Source organism: Streptomyces sp. GQ60 (assembly GCF_059758875.1).
The window spans coordinates 203,609-220,524 of record NZ_JCAXEG010000010.1; the positions used below are offsets into that span (position 1 = coordinate 203,609).

Annotated in this window: 14 protein-coding genes, 1 tRNA gene and 2 pseudogenes; 5 read left to right on the forward strand and 12 right to left on the reverse strand. The window is 71.7% G+C overall.

What is annotated here, in order from left to right; translation table 11 throughout:
* Positions 1-59: 59 nt before the first annotated feature.
* Positions 60-925 (reverse strand): annotated as a pseudogene (locus AC6CKD_RS24790) (aminoglycoside phosphotransferase family protein).
* A pseudogene (locus AC6CKD_RS24795) lies at positions 901-1,482 on the reverse strand (DsbA family protein); the annotation flags it as partial. The pseudogenes AC6CKD_RS24795 and AC6CKD_RS24790, both read right to left, overlap by 25 nt.
* 159 nt (positions 1,483-1,641) lie before the next feature.
* Here AC6CKD_RS24795 and AC6CKD_RS24800 point away from each other — a divergent pair.
* Positions 1,642-3,024, forward strand: a complete 1,383-nt coding sequence (locus AC6CKD_RS24800; protein ID WP_498329980.1) for an NAD(P)/FAD-dependent oxidoreductase — start codon at positions 1,642-1,644, stop codon at positions 3,022-3,024.
* Between the two features lie 85 nt (positions 3,025-3,109).
* Here AC6CKD_RS24800 and AC6CKD_RS24805 read toward each other — a convergent pair.
* Positions 3,110-3,187, reverse strand: a tRNA-Thr gene (locus AC6CKD_RS24805).
* 277 nt (positions 3,188-3,464) lie between these two features.
* Complete coding sequence (locus AC6CKD_RS24810) at positions 3,465-4,145, reverse strand: hypothetical protein (protein WP_498329981.1); 681 nt, start codon at positions 4,143-4,145, stop codon at positions 3,465-3,467.
* A gap of 188 nt (positions 4,146-4,333) precedes the next feature.
* Here AC6CKD_RS24810 and AC6CKD_RS24815 point away from each other — a divergent pair, with 188 nt between their 5' ends.
* The 3 genes from AC6CKD_RS24815 (at position 4,334) to AC6CKD_RS24825 (ending at position 6,830) form a co-directional block, all read left to right on the forward strand.
* Positions 4,334-5,422, forward strand: coding sequence for an ABC transporter ATP-binding protein (locus AC6CKD_RS24815; protein WP_498329982.1), 1,089 nt, complete (start codon positions 4,334-4,336; stop codon positions 5,420-5,422).
* A gap of 190 nt (positions 5,423-5,612) precedes the next feature.
* Complete coding sequence (locus AC6CKD_RS24820; RefSeq protein WP_498329984.1) at positions 5,613-6,026, forward strand: hypothetical protein; 414 nt, start codon at positions 5,613-5,615, stop codon at positions 6,024-6,026.
* 42 nt (positions 6,027-6,068) lie between these two features.
* A complete protein-coding gene (locus AC6CKD_RS24825) occupies positions 6,069-6,830 on the forward strand; it encodes a nucleotidyltransferase family protein (RefSeq protein WP_498329985.1) in 762 nt (253 codons plus the stop codon).
* 168 nt (positions 6,831-6,998) lie between these two features.
* Here the strand turns inward: AC6CKD_RS24825 and AC6CKD_RS24830 are convergent, their stop codons facing one another.
* From AC6CKD_RS24830 to AC6CKD_RS24855, 6 genes are all read right to left on the reverse strand, one after another.
* Complete coding sequence (locus AC6CKD_RS24830; RefSeq protein ID WP_498329987.1) at positions 6,999-8,561, reverse strand: DoxX family protein; 1,563 nt, start codon at positions 8,559-8,561, stop codon at positions 6,999-7,001.
* Between the two features lie 207 nt (positions 8,562-8,768).
* Entirely contained in the window at positions 8,769-9,740 is a 972-nt protein-coding gene (gene rlmB, locus AC6CKD_RS24835; RefSeq protein WP_498329989.1) for a 23S rRNA (guanosine(2251)-2'-O)-methyltransferase RlmB, read from the reverse strand.
* A 109-nt stretch (positions 9,741-9,849) separates the two neighbouring features.
* Entirely contained in the window at positions 9,850-11,250 is a 1,401-nt protein-coding gene (gene cysS, locus AC6CKD_RS24840; protein WP_498329991.1) for a cysteine--tRNA ligase, read from the reverse strand.
* 158 nt (positions 11,251-11,408) lie between these two features.
* A complete protein-coding gene (gene ispF, locus AC6CKD_RS24845) occupies positions 11,409-12,020 on the reverse strand; it encodes a 2-C-methyl-D-erythritol 2,4-cyclodiphosphate synthase (protein ID WP_498329993.1) in 612 nt (203 codons plus the stop codon).
* Entirely contained in the window at positions 12,010-12,756 is a 747-nt protein-coding gene (gene ispD, locus AC6CKD_RS24850; RefSeq protein WP_498329994.1) for a 2-C-methyl-D-erythritol 4-phosphate cytidylyltransferase, read from the reverse strand. The genes ispF and ispD overlap by 11 nt, the downstream gene beginning before the upstream one ends.
* 259 nt (positions 12,757-13,015) lie before the next feature.
* Positions 13,016-13,498: a CarD family transcriptional regulator gene (locus tag AC6CKD_RS24855; protein ID WP_003953493.1), complete on the reverse strand. Its 483-nt coding sequence runs from the start codon at positions 13,496-13,498 to the stop codon at positions 13,016-13,018.
* Positions 13,499-14,110: 612 nt separating this feature from the next.
* On the opposite strand from AC6CKD_RS24855, the gene AC6CKD_RS24860 reads away from it, so the two are divergent.
* Entirely contained in the window at positions 14,111-14,773 is a 663-nt protein-coding gene (locus tag AC6CKD_RS24860; RefSeq protein ID WP_498329997.1) for a DUF461 domain-containing protein, read from the forward strand.
* 187 nt (positions 14,774-14,960) lie between these two features.
* On the opposite strand, the gene phoP is transcribed toward AC6CKD_RS24860, so the two are convergent.
* Both phoP and phoR read right to left on the reverse strand, forming a co-directional pair.
* The gene (gene phoP, locus AC6CKD_RS24865) at positions 14,961-15,632 is read right to left on the reverse strand and encodes a two-component system response regulator PhoP (RefSeq protein ID WP_465270294.1); all 672 of its coding nucleotides are present in this window, start codon (positions 15,630-15,632) and stop codon (positions 14,961-14,963) included.
* A gap of 5 nt (positions 15,633-15,637) precedes the next feature.
* Complete coding sequence (gene phoR / locus AC6CKD_RS24870; protein ID WP_498329999.1) at positions 15,638-16,882, reverse strand: two-component system sensor histidine kinase PhoR; 1,245 nt, start codon at positions 16,880-16,882, stop codon at positions 15,638-15,640.
* Positions 16,883-16,916 lie beyond the last annotated feature (34 nt).

The window sequence follows — 16,916 nt, forward strand, 5'->3', positions numbered from 1 at the left end:
ACCACCCCCACCCCGGCCACTCCCCACCCCGCCTCACCCCAGCAGCGACTCCGCGACCCTCAACTGCACACCGCCGCCGGCCGGTCCCCGTCCTCCACGTCCCACAGGCAGTTCTGCAGCACCCGACCCAGCGTCCACGCCCGGGCCCGCTCCCGGTCCGCCCCCACCGCCTCCGCGAGCGACTCGAAGCGCCACCGCACCTCCCCGGCACGGAAGTTGTCGACCAGCGCCGGCAGCAGCTCGAACCCCGGATCACCCGCGAGCGGCTTCGGATCGATGGCCGGCCACGCTTCGCGCCCGCCCGCCAGGGCGTTGTCGTAGTGCAAGTCCCAGTGCAGCAGCCGGTCCCCCGGCTCCCCCGCCACCTCCGCGAGCGCCGCCGCGCAGTCCGCGACCAGCCCCCGCTCCCCGCCCTCCGCCAGCCGCTCCAACGCACCCGGCACCGCCTCCAGCATCTCCGCCGCCTCGTCCCCGAACCGCCGCAGCCCGCCGGCGCCGGAACCGCCGTCAGCCGGGCCAGCAACCCCCCGACGAGTTCCACCGCCCGCCTGGAATCCCGTACCGCCAGCGCCGACAGGTGCCTGCCCTCGTCAAGGCGCTCCAGCAGCAGCGTGCCGGTCTCCGCATCGTCCGCCAGCAGCCGTACGCAGCCCTCCCCGGCCAACGCGCGCAGCGCATCGACGAACTCCCGCCCTGCCACACCGTTGGCACGCACCTGCGCCCGCACGAAGGGCACCGGAACCCCACCGCAGGCCCACCCCCCTAGGCGGAGGCCCCGATCCCGACACCCCGCAACGCCCGCGTGAACGCCCCCGCGTCGAACAGCGACCCGTCCCTCGACCCGACCGGCTTCCCCTCCACCAGCACCATCGGCGTCGCCCGCGCACCCGTCGCCTCGAAGCCCTTCTCGGCCTCGGCGACCCACCCCTCGTACTTCCGCTCCTTCACCGCCGCGTCGAACTCCGCCCCGCGCAGCCCCGGCACCCGGTCCGCGATCTTCAGGAGCAGCTCGTCGGTGAACTTCCCCTCCGGCCGGCTGGCGAAGACCGCCGCGTGGAACTCCGCGAACTTCCCGGCGTCCGCCGACGCGCGCAGCGCGTTGACCGCCTCGACCGAACCGCTCGCCCCGCCCTGGTCCAAGAACGAGGCCAACAGGTACTCGATCTTCACCTGCCCGGCCACCGCCGGCCTCAGCAGCGATTCCCCGCCGGCCCCCTCGAACCGCGCGCAGTGGCCGCACTTGGGATCCACCAGCACCTGCGCGGTACGCGGCGCGTCCGGCTTCCCCACGACGATCCTCGCCCCGTCCACCGTCGCGGGCAGCCCCGCGAGCCGGTCGGCGATCGGGCTGATCCGCACCGGAGCCTCGGAGACGGCCACGGCCTTCCGTTCCCCGGACCCGCAGCCGACGACCGCCCCACCCAACAGAGCCACGGACGCGACCGCCGCGACCAGCCGCCCCGCCACCACAACCCGTGCCATACGAAGCAGCACCTCTCACACAAAACCTGACAAAATCCCCGCACCACCCTAAGGACGAGACCAGACCACCCACATCAGCCATTCGGCCACCTCTCAGCCCCCGAAACCCGACGCCCCGCCCATGGACACCCCTCCGGAACCCCGTGTACCAACACCCTCATGACGATCAACGGCGGAATTTCCTTCTGGCACGCGACGGACGAGACCGCCCCCGCCCACCCACCCCGCGCCCCGCTCACCGGCAACACCACGGCCGACGTCGTCATCGTCGGCGGCGGCTACACCGGCCTGTGGACCGCGTACTACCTCAAGGCCGCCGCCCCCGACCTGCGCGTCACCGTCCTGGAGCAGAAGTTCTGCGGCTACGGGGCCTCCGGCCGCAACGGCGGCTGGCTCTACAACGGCATCGCCGGCCGCGACCGCTACGCCGCCCTCCACGGCCGCCCGGCCGCCCAACGCCTCCAGCACGCCATGAACGAGACCGTCACCGAGGTCATCGACACCGCCGCCAAGGAAGGCATCGACGCCGACATCCACCGCGGCGGAGTCCTCGAAGTGGCCCGCACCCCCGCCCAGCTCTCCCGCCTCGAGGCCTTCCACACCACCGAACTCGCCTTCGGCGAAACGGACCGCGAGCTCTACGACGCCACCGACACCCGCGCCCGCATCGACGTCGCGGACGCCGTGGGCTCCTCCTGGACCCCGCACGGAGCCCGCATCCACCCCCTGAAGCTGGTCAAGGGCCTGGCAGCGGCCTGCGAACGCCTCGGCGTCGTCATCCACGAGTCCACCCCCGTCACGGAGATCGCCCCCCGCCGCGCCCTCACCCCGTACGGCACGGTCCGGGCCCCGTACGTCCTGCGCTGCACCGAGGGCTTCACCGCCGCCCTCAAGGGCCAGAAGCGCTCCTGGCTCCCGATGAACTCCTCGATGATCGCCACGGCCCCGCTCCCGCCGGAGGTCTGGTCCCAGATCGGCTGGTCCGACGCCGCGACCCTCGGCGACATGGCCCACGCCTACATGTACGCCCAGCGCACGGCCGACGACCGCATCGCCATCGGCGGCCGCGGCGTCCCCTACCGCTACGGCTCCCGCACGGACCACGACGGCCGCACCCAGCCCGCCACGATCGCCGCCCTCACCCATCTCCTCGAATCCTTCTTCCCGGCCCTCACGGGAGTGGAGATCACCCACGCCTGGTCCGGCGTCCTGGGCGTCCCCCGCGACTGGTGCGCCACGGTCACCCTGGACTCCACGACGGGCCTCGGCTGGGCCGGCGGCTACGTGGGCTCCGGCGTGGCCACGGCCAATCTCGCGGCCCGCACCCTCCGCGACCTGGTCCTGGGCGACACGACCGACCTCACCACCCTCCCCTGGGTCAACCACCGCGTCCGCCGCTGGGAGCCGGAACCCTTCCGCTGGCTCGGCGTCCAGGCCCTCTACGCCGCCTACCGCGAAGCCGACCGCCGCGAATCCACCACCCACACCCCGACGACAACCCCGCTGGCCCGCTTGGCGGACCGCATCTCGGGCCGCCACTGACGGACACGCAAAAGGCCCCGGGCGACTGCCCGGGGCCTTCCGCTTCTGTACGAATTCCCTTGGCCTTAAAGCTTCTGACCTGGGATGGGGCCCCCTGTCGGATTCGAACCGACGACCTTTCCATTACAAGTGGAGTGCTCTGGCCGGACTGAGCTAAGGGGGCACATGTGACACTGCGCAGCGCACAGAATCGCCTTCACTCTACACAGCCGCCCAACCCCGCCGCGAAGAACTTTCCGGCGTCCACAACCCCTCGCCTGCCCGTTCGTTCTACGTACTGAACTACACGTCCGACGATCGGACCACAGGGGTGCGAGGGTTCGTGGCCGAAGCCGCGGAGCACAAGAAGCGCGTCACAGGCGCCGAGGCCAAGCGCCTCAAACGGGAGGTCCTGGGCGTCCCCGACCAGCGCAAGCACCAGCGGCGCGCGGCCAAGCCCCTCACGGGCAGGGCGAAGGCCCCGGGTACCCCGCCCGCGCCACCCTCGGCCGCACCGCCTCCAGCGGCAGCCCCGGGTTGAGGGCGTCCACGACGGCCTGGGTGAGCGGGCGCAGCTCCCACACGTGGCGGATCGCCTCCAGGGGGAGGTCCGTCTCGAAGTAGTCCTCGGCGAAGTCGCGGTAGGCCTCCGGGGTGCCCGTCACGAGCAGCTCGAAGAGGTAGTCCGCGCCGTCCGGGTCGGACTTGCCCTCCGGCAGTTCCACCTGGCCCGTGCGCCACTGCGTGTCGCCGGTCTCGCGCCAGAAGACGGCGGTCGCGTTGAAGACGCCGTCCGCGCAGAACGCCGGCTCCGTCAGGTACGGCCGGAAGGCCTCCGGTATGCCGTCGGTCAGGCCCGGCCACCCGTCCTCGTGGCCGGTGTCCGCCCACGGGCTCATCACCGACTCGTGGTCGAAGCCGTGTCCGAAGACTCCGTCCGCCGTGAAGACGATCGCGTAGTCGTCGCCGGAGCCGTTGTCCATCAGCGCCGCCTCCTCGCCCGGGCCCCACGCCGGGTCGTAGGAGAAGTAGCCGTCGCCCTCCTCGCCGCTGATCACCAGTTCCAGCGCCGCCAGGGCCCGGCAGCGGTCGCGCAGCGTCTCGATGCCGGGCAGCCCGCGGGTCACGTCGTAGATGGTCATGGGAGCGATCAAAGCAGCCGCCGCTGACAGCCGCCCGGGTCGGTCGGGGACGTCGGGGAAGTCACCCCCGCCCAGGTGCTGACAGGAGCGGCTCGGGCGGGTAGCGTCGGGCCGAGTCCAGGTCACTGGACTAGACCTTCCACTCGGATCGTCCGGCACGTTCCTGCCGGTAGAAGGGATTCATCACCATGGCTTCTGTCACGTTCGACAAGGCGACCCGTCTGTACCCCGGGGGCGACAAGCCCGCCGTGGACCAGCTGGAGCTGGAGATCGCGGACGGCGAGTTCCTCGTCCTCGTCGGCCCCTCCGGCTGCGGCAAGTCCACCTCGCTGCGCATGCTGGCCGGCCTGGAGGACGTCAACGGCGGCGCCATCCGCATCGGTGACCGCGACGTCACGCACCTGCCGCCCAAGGACCGGGACATCGCGATGGTGTTCCAGAACTACGCGCTCTACCCGCACATGTCCGTCGCCGACAACATGGGCTTCGCGCTCAAGATCGCCGGTGAGGACAAGGCCACCATCCGCCGGAAGGTGGAGGACGCGGCGAAGATGCTGGACCTGACCCAGTACCTCGACCGCAAGCCGAAGGCGCTCTCGGGCGGTCAGCGCCAGCGCGTCGCGATGGGCCGCGCGATCGTGCGCAAGCCGCAGGTGTTCCTCATGGACGAGCCGCTGTCGAACCTCGACGCCAAGCTCCGCGTATCCACGCGTACGCAGATCGCGGCGCTCCAGCGCGACCTGGGCATCACCACCGTCTACGTCACCCACGACCAGGTCGAGGCCATGACGATGGGCGACCGCGTCGCGGTCCTCAAGGACGGTCTGCTCCAGCAGGTCGACACCCCGCGCAACATGTACGACCGCCCGGCGAACCTCTTCGTCGCCGGCTTCATCGGCTCGCCGGCCATGAACCTCGTCGAGGTCCCGATCACCGACGGCGGCGTGAAGTTCGGCGACAGCGTCGTCCCGGTCTCGCGCGAGGCGCTGTCCGCCGCCGCCGACGCGGGTGACCGCACGGTCACCGTGGGCGTGCGCCCCGAGCACTTCGACATCGGCGAAACGGGCGGCCTGGAAATCATCGTGAACGTCGTCGAGGAGTTGGGCGCCGACGGGTACGTCTACGGCTCGACCTCGCACTCCGAGGGCTCGCAGGACATCGTGGTGCGCGTGAACGGCCGCCAGGTGCCGGAGAAGGGCTCCACGCTGCACGTGGTGCCGCGCGGCAACGAGATCCACGTCTTCTCGACGTCTTCGGGTGCACGCCTGTCCGGCTGACCCGTCCCACGCTCGAAGCGCAAGCGCCGGAGGGGCGTCCCGTCAAGGGGCGCCCCTCCGGCGTGAGTTCCGGCAGATCGGGCCATTCGGCCCCAAGCGTCAACCCTTAATTCGAAAAGCCACGTCGAACCATCCCCCGACCGGGTGACTAAATGTCGCCATATCTTCACCGAGCGCTACTCTCGCCCTCGTGACCCACACTGCCCGCCGTATCGGCCGATCCCTCGCCCTGGTCCTGCCCGTCGTCCTGGTCCTGTCCGGGACCCTCGCGGTCACCATGGTCCCCTGGGCGGACAACACCCCCTCCCAGATCCTGACCGCGTCCGCCGAGGACGTCTCCGTCCCCGCGAAGCCGCTCGCCGCCCAGGACGTGCTGCGCGCCAAGCTGTTGAGCGAGATCCAGCAGGGCGAGCAGCCGGGTGACGTCCTCACCCACCTCCAGCAGGAGGTCGACCGGCGGCCGTCCCTCGCCGAGCACTGCGTGGGGATCGCGCGCGCCCTCGGGCGGGCCGCGGTGGACGCCTACGGGCCCACGAAGGCCCAGTCGTTCGCGCGGCCGGTGTGCGACACCTCGTACGCGTCCGGCGTCGCCTCCATGGGCTGACGGTCGCCGCCGCACTCCCTTCAGCACCCGGACACAACGAACATGACCGATTCCGAGCGTTCCGACCGAATTCACGCGGCCGCGTTCCCGGCTTCCCCGACCCAGGCGGTCGTCCTGGCGGGGGGTCAGGGTTCGCGGCTGCGGCCATATACGGACGACCGTCCCAAGCCGATGGTGGAGATCCCCGGAACGGGGATGCCGATCATCGGGCACCAGCTCGCCTGGCTGGCCTCCGAGGGGGTGACGGATGCCGTGGTCTCCTGCGGACACCTCGCCGAGGTGCTCCAAAAGTGGCTGGCCGAGGCCCCGTTGCCGCTGCGGGTGACCACCGTGGTGGAGGACGAGCCGCTGGGCCGGGGCGGTGGTCTGAAGTTCGCCGCCCGGCACCTTCCGCACCCCGACCGGTCCTGGTACGCGACCAACGGGGACGTGTGGACCCGTTTCTCGCTGCGCGAGATGGCCGCCTTCCATGCCGAACGCGGCGCCACGGCCACGCTCGCGCTGGCCCGGCCGCGCATTCCGTGGGGGGTCGTGGAGATCAACGCGTACGGGCACGTACTGGACTTCATCGAGGCGCCGCAGTCGCCGTACCCGGTGAATGCCGGCGTGTACGTCTTCGGGCCCGAATTCGCCGCGCTGCTGCCGGATTTGGGTGACCACGAGCGTACGACGTTCCCGCGGCTGGCCCGTGAGCGGCGCCTGGCGGGCTTCCCGCTGCCCCAGGGGGCCTACTGGCGGGCGATCGACACGGCGAAGGACCTGACCGAGGCGGCGCGGGAGTTGGCCGCGCAGAAGGCCCCGTAGCGCCTCCTGCCGCCCACACGCGCCCGGGCGGGCCCCCGTACCGCCACCCGCGCCCGTGCGGCCCGTACAGACCCGCACGGGCCCTCGCCGGGCCCGTACGGCCGCCGCACACGAAGAAGGCCCGGCACGCTCTCGCGTGCCGGGCCCTTCGCCTTCGTCGGGTGCCCGTCAGCCTCCGAGGAGTCCGCCCAGCAGGTCGGGCTGCGACGGTGCGGTGCTTCCCGTGCCGCCGGTGGAGCCGCCGCTGCCCGTTCCCGTGGAGCTGGCCGGGGGCTTCTGCGGGGTGGACTGGCGGGGGGTGCTGCGCGGGGTCTGGCTGCCGCTGGTGGTGCCGCGGGTCGCGGTGGGCGAGCCGGAGCCGGCCGTCGGGGAGGTCGAACCGGCGGTGCCGCGCCCGGACTTGGCGGCGGGCGAGGAGGCACCGGCCGAGGGCTGTGCGGCCGGCTTCGAGGGCTTGGGGCTGACGGGCTGCTGCTGCGGGGTGCGCGGCAGGGGCCGCCCGGGCAGGTAGTTGCTCGGGGCTTCGCCGGGGCCGGGCACGGTGACCACGGTGGTGGAGCGGACGGCGCCGCCGAGGAGCGAGCCGATGAGCAGGGTGAGCCCGCAGATGACACCGGCCATGACGGCTCCGCGGCGCAGGACCCGGCGGCGCAGCCGCCAGACTTCGGAGCGCGGTCCCAGGGTGCGCCAGGCCTCGCTCGCGAGGCGGCCGTCCAGGGAGTAGACGGGGGCGCCGGCGATGATCAGCGGGCTCCAGGCGGCGAGGTAGATGATGTCCGGGGCGTCGTAGGCGGGGACGGTCTTCCAGCTCACCGTCATGAGGAGCGCGGCGGACAGCAGGGCGCCGAAGCAGGCGGCGAACCGCTGCCACAGGCCGAAGACGGTCAGCACGCCCACGATGACCTGGAGGAAGGCCACGCTGAGCCCGGCTCCGACGGGGTGGGCGAGCGCGAAGTCGCGCAGCGGTTCGGCGAGGGCCCAGGGCTGCAGGGTGTGCAGCCAGGTGACCATGGAGCCGCGCTCGCCACCGTCGAAGTAGACGGGGTCGCACAGTTTGCCCATGCCGGCGTAGATGGAGATGAAGCCGAGGAAGACGCGCAGCGGGAGCAGCACGACGCCGAGGTTCATGCGGCGGCCGGGGTAGTACGAGGCCTGTGCGCGGGCGTCGCCCTGGGCCCGGCGGGAGTCCGCGGATCCGGTGGCTTCGTGGGCGGCGTCGTAGGCCTCGTGGGGGTGGGAACGGCCTCCCACGACGGGCTGCGCGCGGGTGTCGGCGTCATCGGGGGAATCGCCGTAGCTGCGCTGGCCGATGACGGTCGGGGTGGCGAGGGTGTCGTCCGCGAGGTCGTGGGCGAGGTCGATGCGCGGGATGACCTGGGTGGCTCCGCCGTCGTACTCTGCGTGGCCGTCGTGGGCGCGCCCGTGATCGCGTACGGCCTGGAGCAGGCCGCCCATGGCGGCGCTGGCGGCGGCGTCGCCGGGGGCGGACTTGCCGCTCCAGACGACGGGTCGGCGGCGGGCGGCTCCGGCTCCGGCGGCCGCGAGGGCCCCGCCGAGTGCCGGGGCGAGCCCGGGGGCGCCCGCGGGCCTGGGACGCGCGCTGGGGCTCGGAGCGAGCCGCACGCGGAAGCTGGCGTGGTTGACGATGACCTGTGCGGGGTCGCACGGCACCTTGACCATGCTCAGCGCGGGCTGGTCGTCGAACCCTGGCGTTCTGGTGTCCACACTCATCTAACCGAGTGACGGGTGTTTAGGACACTGCCTTGACATCAGGGATGTGTCCGAGACCCGTCAAATCAAGCCACCCCGCCCGTAAGGGGCGGGGTGACACGCTCACGGGTCACGTCCGGTGAGCCAAGTGGATCAAGCGGCGGCCGCGGTGGTGCTCGAACGGCTGCGGCCGGCGGGATCGCGGGTGGTGCGTGCGGGTGGTGGTGCTCAGGCGCGGCCGCGGGTGGCGCGGCGGCGGGAGGCCTCGTACAGGACGACGCCCGCGGCGACACCGGCGTTGAGCGACTCGGCGCCGCCCGGCATCGGGATGCGCACGAGGTAGTCGCAGTTCTCGCCCACGAGGCGGCCGAGGCCCTTGCCCTCGGAGCCGACGACGATGACGACGGGGCCGCCGAGCGCTTCGAGCTCGTGGACCTCGTGGGTGCCCTCCGCGGCGAGGCCGACGACGGTGATGCCGGCCTTCTTGTACTCCTGGATGGCGCGGGTCAGGTTGGTGACCCGGGAGACCGGGGTACGGGCGGCGGTGCCGGCGGAGGACTTCCAGGCACCGGCGGTCATGCCGGCGGCGCGGCGCTCGGGGATGACCACGCCGTGGCCGCCGAAGGCGGAGACGGAGCGGACGATCGCGCCGAGGTTGCGCGGGTCGGTGACGCCGTCGAGGGCGACGATGAGGGGGTCCTCGTGGTTTTCGTACGCGGCGGCGGTGAGGTCGTCCGGGTGCGCGTACTCGTACGGCGGGACCTGGAGGACCAGGCCCTGGTGGTTGAGGCCGTTGGTCAGCCGGTCGAGTTCGGGGCGCGGGGCTTCCATCAGGTTGATGTTGCCGCGCTCGGCCGCGAGCTGGAGGGCTTCGCGGACGCGCTCGTCGTTGTCGATGAACTGCTGGACGTACAGGGTGACGGCCGGTACGCCGTCGCGCAGCGCCTCGAAGACCGGGTTGCGGCCGACGACCATCTCGCTGGTGCCCTTGGGGCCGCCGCGGCGGGGGGCGGGGCGGCGCTTGGCCGCCTGCCTGGCCATGGCGTTGCTGATGCGGTTGGCCTTGTGCTTCTTGCGGTCCTCGGCCTTGGGCGTGGGGCCCCTGCCTTCCAGGGCCTTGCGCCGCTGGCCACCGCTGCCGACCGTCGCGCCCTTCTTGTTGGACGTGCGGCGGTTCCTGCGCTGGCTGTTCCCGGCCATGACCTCTACCTGTTTTCGTTGGTTCTGCGATATGTACGTATGAAGAGTGTGCCGCCCGGATCGCCGGGCGGCCCAATCTGGGTGCGCCAGTGGGACTGCGCCGGTGGGCTCAGCGGGGGCCGAGCGTCCATCGGGGTCCGGTGGGGCTGTCCTCGATGACCAGGCCCGACTGCTGGAGCTGGTCGCGGATGGCGTCGGCGGTGGCCCAGTCCTTGCGGGCGCGCGCCGATTCGCGCTGCTCCAGGACCAGGCGTACGAGGGTGTCCACGGCTCCGTGGAGGTCCTCCCCGCGGTCCGCCTCGCCGGCCCAGTGCGGGTCGAGGGGGTCGAGTCCGAGGACGCCCAGCATGGCCCGGACCTCCGACAGGCGCGCGATGGCGGCGTCCTTGTCGTCGGCGGCGAGCGCGCTGTTGCCCTGGCGGACGGTGGTGTGGATGATCGCGAGCGCCTGCGGGACGCCCAGGTCGTCGTCCATGGCCTCGGCGAAGGCGGGCGGCACCTCGGCGGCCGGCTCGACGGAGCCGCCGGCCTTCTCGATGACGCGCTGGACGAAGCCCTCGATGCGCGCGAAGCCGGACTCGGCCTCGCGCAGGGACTCCACGCTGTACTCGATCATCGAGCGGTAGTGGGGGGTGCCGAGGTAGTAGCGCAGCACGATCGGGCGCCAGACCTTGAGCATCTCGGAGACGAGGACGGAGTTGCCGAGCGACTTGGACATCTTCTCGCCGGAGAGGGTGACCCAGGCGTTGTGCATCCAGTACTTCGCGAACTCGTCGCCGTAGGCCTTGGCCTGGACGATCTCGTTCTCGTGGTGCGGGAAGATCAGGTCGAGCCCGCCGCCGTGGATGTCGAAGGCGCTGCCGAGGTACTTGTGCGCCATCGCGGAGCACTCCAGGTGCCAGCCGGGACGGCCGCGGCCCCACGGGGTCTCCCAGTCGGGCTCGCCCGGCTTGGAGGCCTTCCACATGGCGAAGTCGCGGGGATCGCGCTTGCCGGTGATGCCCGACTCGGCGGGCTGGCGCAGGTCGTCGAGGTCCTGGTTGGAGAGCTCCAGGTAGCCGGGGAAGGAGCGCACGTCGAAGTAGACGCTGCCGTCGGCGACGTAGGCGTGGCCGCGCTCGATGAGCCCGCGCATCATCTCGATCATCTCGGGCACGTGGCCGGTGGCGCGCGGCTCGTACGTGGGCGGGAGGCAGCCCAGCGCGTTGTAGCCGTCGTTGAAGGCGCGCTCGTTCTCGTAGCCGATGGACCACCAGGGGCGGCCCTGGTCCTCGCCCTTCGCGATGATCTTGTCGTCGATGTCGGTGACGTTGCGGATGAAGGTGACGTCGAGCCCGCGGTAGGTGAACCAGCGGCGCGCGATGTCGAAGTTCAGGTACGAGCGGACGTGCCCGATGTGCGGGGCCGCCTGCACGGTGGCGCCGCAGAGGTAGATCGAGACGCAGCCCGGAACGAGCGGGGTGAAGTCACGGATCTGCCGGGCGCTGGTGTCGTACAGGCGAATAGTCACGGCATCCAGGGTAGTGCGCCTGTAGCAGTGCCCCGCGACCCTTTCGGAACGCGGGGCCCGCTTTGTTGTCGAAGAGTCGCGGGAGCGGTGTGGGCGTACGGGGTATCAGGGGGTGTTTCCCGGAGCCCGCGACGCCGCGGAGATCCGGGAAACACCCCCTAAGCCCGGTTCGTCCGGTAGACGAGGGCCGTGGCGAGGGCGGCGAGGCCTTCGGCGCGGCCGGTGAGCCCCAGTCCGTCGGTGGTGGTGCCCGAGACGGAGACGGGGGCGCCCGCGGCGGCGGCGAGCGCCTTCTGCGCCTCTTCGCGCCGTTTGCCGATCTTCGGGCGCACGCCGATCACCTGGATGGCGATGTTGCCGATCTCGAAGCCCTCGGCGCGGACGATGCGGGCGGCTTCGGCCAGAAGGGTGACTCCGGCGGCGCCGGACCATTCGGGGCGGGAGGTGCCGAAGTGTGCGCCGAGGTCGCCGACGCCGGCGGCGGAGAACAGCGCGTCGCAGGCGGCGTGCGCGGCGACGTCCCCGTCGGAGTGCCCGGCGAGGCCGTCCTCGCCCTCCCAGAGCAGGCCGGCGCACCACAGCTCGCGGCCGGCCTCGAAGGCGTGCACGTCGGTGCCGATGCCGACGAGCGGGATGACGGGGCCGGCGGCGGCCTGCCCGCCGTCACCCGCGGCCGCGGCGGCGGCGGGCCGGGCGGCGGCCTCGGCCGGAGCCGCGGAACCGGCGCCCGCGCCCGCGGACTCCTCGGAACCTGCAGAGCTAGTACGCATCGGTGGCCCTCCGGCGGGCGAGTACGGCCTCGGCGAGGACCAGGTCGAGCGGGCGGGTGACCTTGAAGGCCTCCTCGTGGCCGGGGACCACCACGACGGTGACGCCGAGCTGCTCCACCATGCCGGCGTCGTCCGTGGCGCCCTCACCGTTCAGGGCGATCTTCTCGTGCGCGAGGCGGAGCGTGGCGAGGTCGAAGCCCTGCGGGGTCTGTACGGCGCGCAGCCGGGCCCGTACGGGGGTGGCGACGACCGGCTCGGGCTCGCCGGGCTTGCCGGGCTCGACCTCCTTGACGGTGTCGGCCAGCGGGAGGGCGGGGACGACGGCGGGCGCGCCGTCGCGGACGGCCTCGACGACGGAGTCGACGGTGTCGACGGGAACCAGGGGGCGGGCGGCGTCGTGGATGAGGACGGCGGTGATGTCGGCCGGGAGGGCGTCCAGGCCGGCGCGCACGGATTCCTGCCGGGTCTCCCCGCCGGGGACGACCAGGATCTCCGTGCGCTCGGGCAGCGCGTGCTCGTCGAGCAGTCGGCGCACCTCGGCGGTGTCGGCGGGGGGCGCCACGACGACGACGAGCGCGACCGCGCGGGAGCGTGCCATGGCGCGTACGGCGTGGATGAGCATGGGGGTGCCGCCCAGGGTCCGCAGGGCCTTGGGGGCGCCGGGACCGAGACGGACTCCGCGGCCGGCGGCCGGGATCACCGCGGCGGTGCGGTGCGGGCGCGATTCGTCAGACATCAGTAGCTCCGAGCCAGGTTTGTGACTTCGGCCGACATGGGTATGGCCTGAAGGGTGCCGGGTGCGACGCCCTCGCCCCTTCCGTGACGACCGGTCGAGTCGGCTGCCCGGACCCGGCACGCCAGTGGGTGCAGCTGGTCAGTGCAGGCAGTAGCGATACAGGCATGGGTCCAGACATGCCGCAGCGCCCGGCAACAAGTCTCCTTGTCATCGGGCACCGCGGCACAACTGTGTACGACAGAGCGTACGAATGATCGCGTCAGGACGCGAGCACTTCGTCGAGGAGGGCCTCGGCCTTGTCCTCGTTGGTGTTTTCGGCGAGCGCGAGCTCGCTCACCAGGATCTGACGCGCCTTCGCGAGCATGCGCTTCTCGCCCGCGGAAAGCCCGCGCTCGCGCTCACGACGCCACAGGTCACGCACAACCTCGGCGACCTTGATGACATCGCCAGAAGCGAGCTTTTCCAGATTTGCCTTGTAGCGCCGGGACCAGTTCGTCGGCTCTTCTGCGTACGGTGCGCGAAGCACCTCGAAGACCCGGTCCAGCCCGTCCTGGCCGACTACGTCGCGAACACCGACGAACTCCGCATTGTCCGCAGGCACACGAACGGTCAGGTCGCCCTGAGCGACCTTGAGCACCAAGTAGGTCTTGTCCACGCCTTTGATCTGGCGAGTTTCGATAGCCTCGATCAGCGCGGCCCCGTGATGGGGATAGACCACGGTGTCGCCAACCTTGAACGTCATGTGACAGGTACCCCTTCCGTGGCTATCCAGGGTAACACGAGAATCGACCGTTATGAATGGCGTTTTCGCAGGTCAGGGCCCATCTCAGGGCTTGACAACAGCGACAGGAACGTGCTGCGAGAGGCTTCCGGAAGAGGGTCTTCGCAGGTCGGAGGCGCTGTGCGGACCAGGCGAAACGGCTACGTTACACCTGCCCGGGAGCCCCGACGATGTGTCGTACGTCCCGTTTTGACGGTTTCCAGGGCGGGAAACCGAACTACTCCGTTCGACTGGCGGCCACCCGTACGGGGTCCGCTCCGGCCCAATCCGGAATTGATCACCCGGCGGTGTTCGATGAAATCCCGAAATTGATCACCGGAGCCGCGCCGGCCTTTGCGCCCGGGTCTTTTGCGAATGAAAGATCACCCGACCCCGGCCGGGCCGCGTCGGGAGCCGCAGGTGCGGGGGCCGAACCCCGCGGAGGGCCCGGTCCCACACTGCGGAGGGTCGGGTGCGGGGGCAGGGCGGCGGCTCGGTAACCTAAGCGCGCTGACACATCCTTAGAGCGGCTTTACTTCGCCGCTCCGAGGCGTCCACCCTTCCGTTCCGTACGTCCAAGGAGTTGCCTCCCCCGTGAGCCGCAGCCTTCGACGCGGCGCCCTCGCCGCCACCGCCGTCGCGTTCTCGATCGTCTCGCTGGGCGCCTGCGCCGCGGGCAACGACGCGCCGACTCTCCAGGTCAAGCCGGACAATGCCGCCACCACCAAGGGCGACATCAAGATCCAGAACGCTCTGGTGATCACCCAGGAGAAGGACAAGAAGGGCCCGGCCGCGGTCTCCGCGACGGTGTTCAACACCGGCACCAAGGCGCAGACGCTCGATGCCATCACCCTTCCGGGGGGCAAGGCCATCGTGACGCTGAAGCCCGCGGGCAGCGGCTCCAAGGTCGTCGTCCCGGCCGGCGGCTCCGTCGTCCTGGGCGGCAAGGGCAACGCCTCCGCCGCGATCGCGGGCGGCGGGGACTCCATCGTGGACGGCAACGTCCAGAAGATCGTCTTCCAGCTGAGCACCACGGGCGACGTCGAGCTGGAAGGCTTCGTCGTCCCGGCCACCGGCATGTACGCGGGCTACGGCCCGACCGTCGCCCCGGTCGCGGGCGCCACCCCGTCGGGCTCCCCCTCGGGCTCGCCGTCCGGGTCCCCTTCGGGCTCGCCGTCCGGGTCCCCCTCGGGCTCGCACGCGGGCGGCCCGTCGGGCTCCCCGTCCGGGTCGGCGTCCACCGGCACCGGCCACTGAGGCACGCGGCACCGTACTCAACGGGAACGGCCCCCGTCCGCTCGATGCGGACGGGGGCCGTTCCCGTACGTGCGTCTCCTCCCACACGCGCCCCTCGCACCGCTCGGCCCCAAGGGGCCTCCCCGGCTTCGGGACGCTGCGCCGGCCTCCGGCCGGCGGCGGGCCGGACGCATCCGCCCGTTGCGGCTTACGGCTCGAACTTGTAGCCGAGGCCACGCACCGTGACCAGGTAGCGGGGCGCGCCCGGGTCCGGCTCGATCTTGGCGCGCAGGCGCTTCACGTGAACGTCGAGGGTCTTGGTGTCGCCGACGTAGTCGGCGCCCCAGACCCGGTCGATGAGCTGCATGCGGGTCAGTACGCGGCCCGCGTTGCGCAGCAGCATCTCCAGCAGGTCGAACTCCTTCAGGGGGAGGTCCACCTTGCCTCCGGCGACGGTGACCACGTGGCGGTCGACGTCCATCCGGACGGGGCCCGCTTCCAGGGCTGCCGGGGTGACCTCTTCCGGCTCGCCGCGGCGGCGCAGGACCGCGCGGATGCGGGCGACCAGCTCCCGCGAGGAGAAGGGCTTGGTGACGTAGTCATCGGCTCCTATCTCCAGCCCGACGACCTTGTCGATCTCGCTGTCCTTGGCGGTCACCATGATCACGGGGACGTTGGAGCGGCCGCGGAGCTGCCGGCAGACCTCCGTGCCCGGCAGGCCGGGGAGCATCAGGTCGAGGAGGACGAGGTCGGCGCCGTTGCGCTCGAACTCGTCGAGCCCGTCGGGCCCGGTCGCGGCGATGGCGACCTCGAAGCCCTCCTTGCGGAGCATGTAGGACAGGGCGTCGCTGAAGGATTCCTCATCCTCGACGACGAGCACTCGGGTCACGGAAGGACCTCCGGGGCAGGGATGGCTGGTGCGGTGTGAGGTTCGAGCAGGGGGTTGGCGGGTGCGGAGGCCTTCGCCGGGGCCGGCGCGGCCGCTTCGGGGAGTCGCAGGGTGAACGTGGAACCCTGGCCCTCCGAGCTCCATACCGACACCTCCCCGCCGTGCGAAGCCGCTACGTGCTTCACGATCGCAAGGCCCAGGCCGGTTCCTCCCGTGGCGCGGGAGCGGGCCGGGTCCACACGGTAGAAGCGTTCGAAGATGCGCTCGCGGTCCTTTTCCGGGATGCCGATGCCCTGGTCGGTCACGGCTATCTCGATCAAGTCTCCACCCGGCGCGGTGACCCGGCGCGCGGCGATGCCGACGCGGGTGCGGGCGGGGCTGTAGTTGACGGCGTTCTCGACCAGGTTGCCGAGGGCGGCCGCCAGCTGCCCCCGGTTCCCCCATACCCGCAGGTCGGCGGTGCCGCCGGCGGCCATGGTGATCTGCTTCGCGGACGCCGTGTGGCGGCAGCGGTCTATGGCCTCGGCCACGAGGGTGTCCACGCGGACGGGCTCGGCGTCCTCCAGGGGGTCGTCGTTCTGTACCCGGGAGAGGTCGATGAGTTCTTGTACGAGGTTGATCAGGCGGGTTGCCTCGATCTGCATGCGGCCGGCGAAGCGGTGCACCGCCTCGGGGTCGTCCGAGGCGTCCATGACGGCCTCGGAGAGCAGGGAGATCGCGCCGACCGGGGTCTTGAGCTCGTGCGACACGTTCGCGACGAAGTCGCGGCGCACGGCCTCGATGCGGCGGGCCTCGGTGAGGTCTTCCACGAGGAGGAGCACCAGGCGGGAGCCGAGCGGGGCGACGCGCGCCGAGACGGCGAGCGCCTCGCCGCGGCCGGTGCCGCGCCGGGGCAGGTCGAGCTCGACCTGGCGTATCTCCCCGTCGCGCCGGGTGTCGCGGGCCATGTGGAGCATGGGCTCGACGGCCAGCTTGCCGCCGCGGACCAGGCCGAGGGCATATGCCGCCGAGCTGGCCTTGACCACCGCGTCCCCCTCGTCGAGCACGACGGCGGAGGAGCGGAGCACGGAGAGGACGGTGTCCACTCCCGGTGGGAGCACCGCGTTGATGTCGGGGCGCATGGAGCTCCGGGTGGGGCGGGCTTGGTCGCGCTCGCTCCAGCGGAACGCCAGCATCGCGATCACACCGGTGCAAAGACCGGCGATCGCTGCAGCTGCGGCGACCGCCGCGTTCACGTCCATGACTCCAGGTTAAGCAGGTGGGGGGACACTTCCA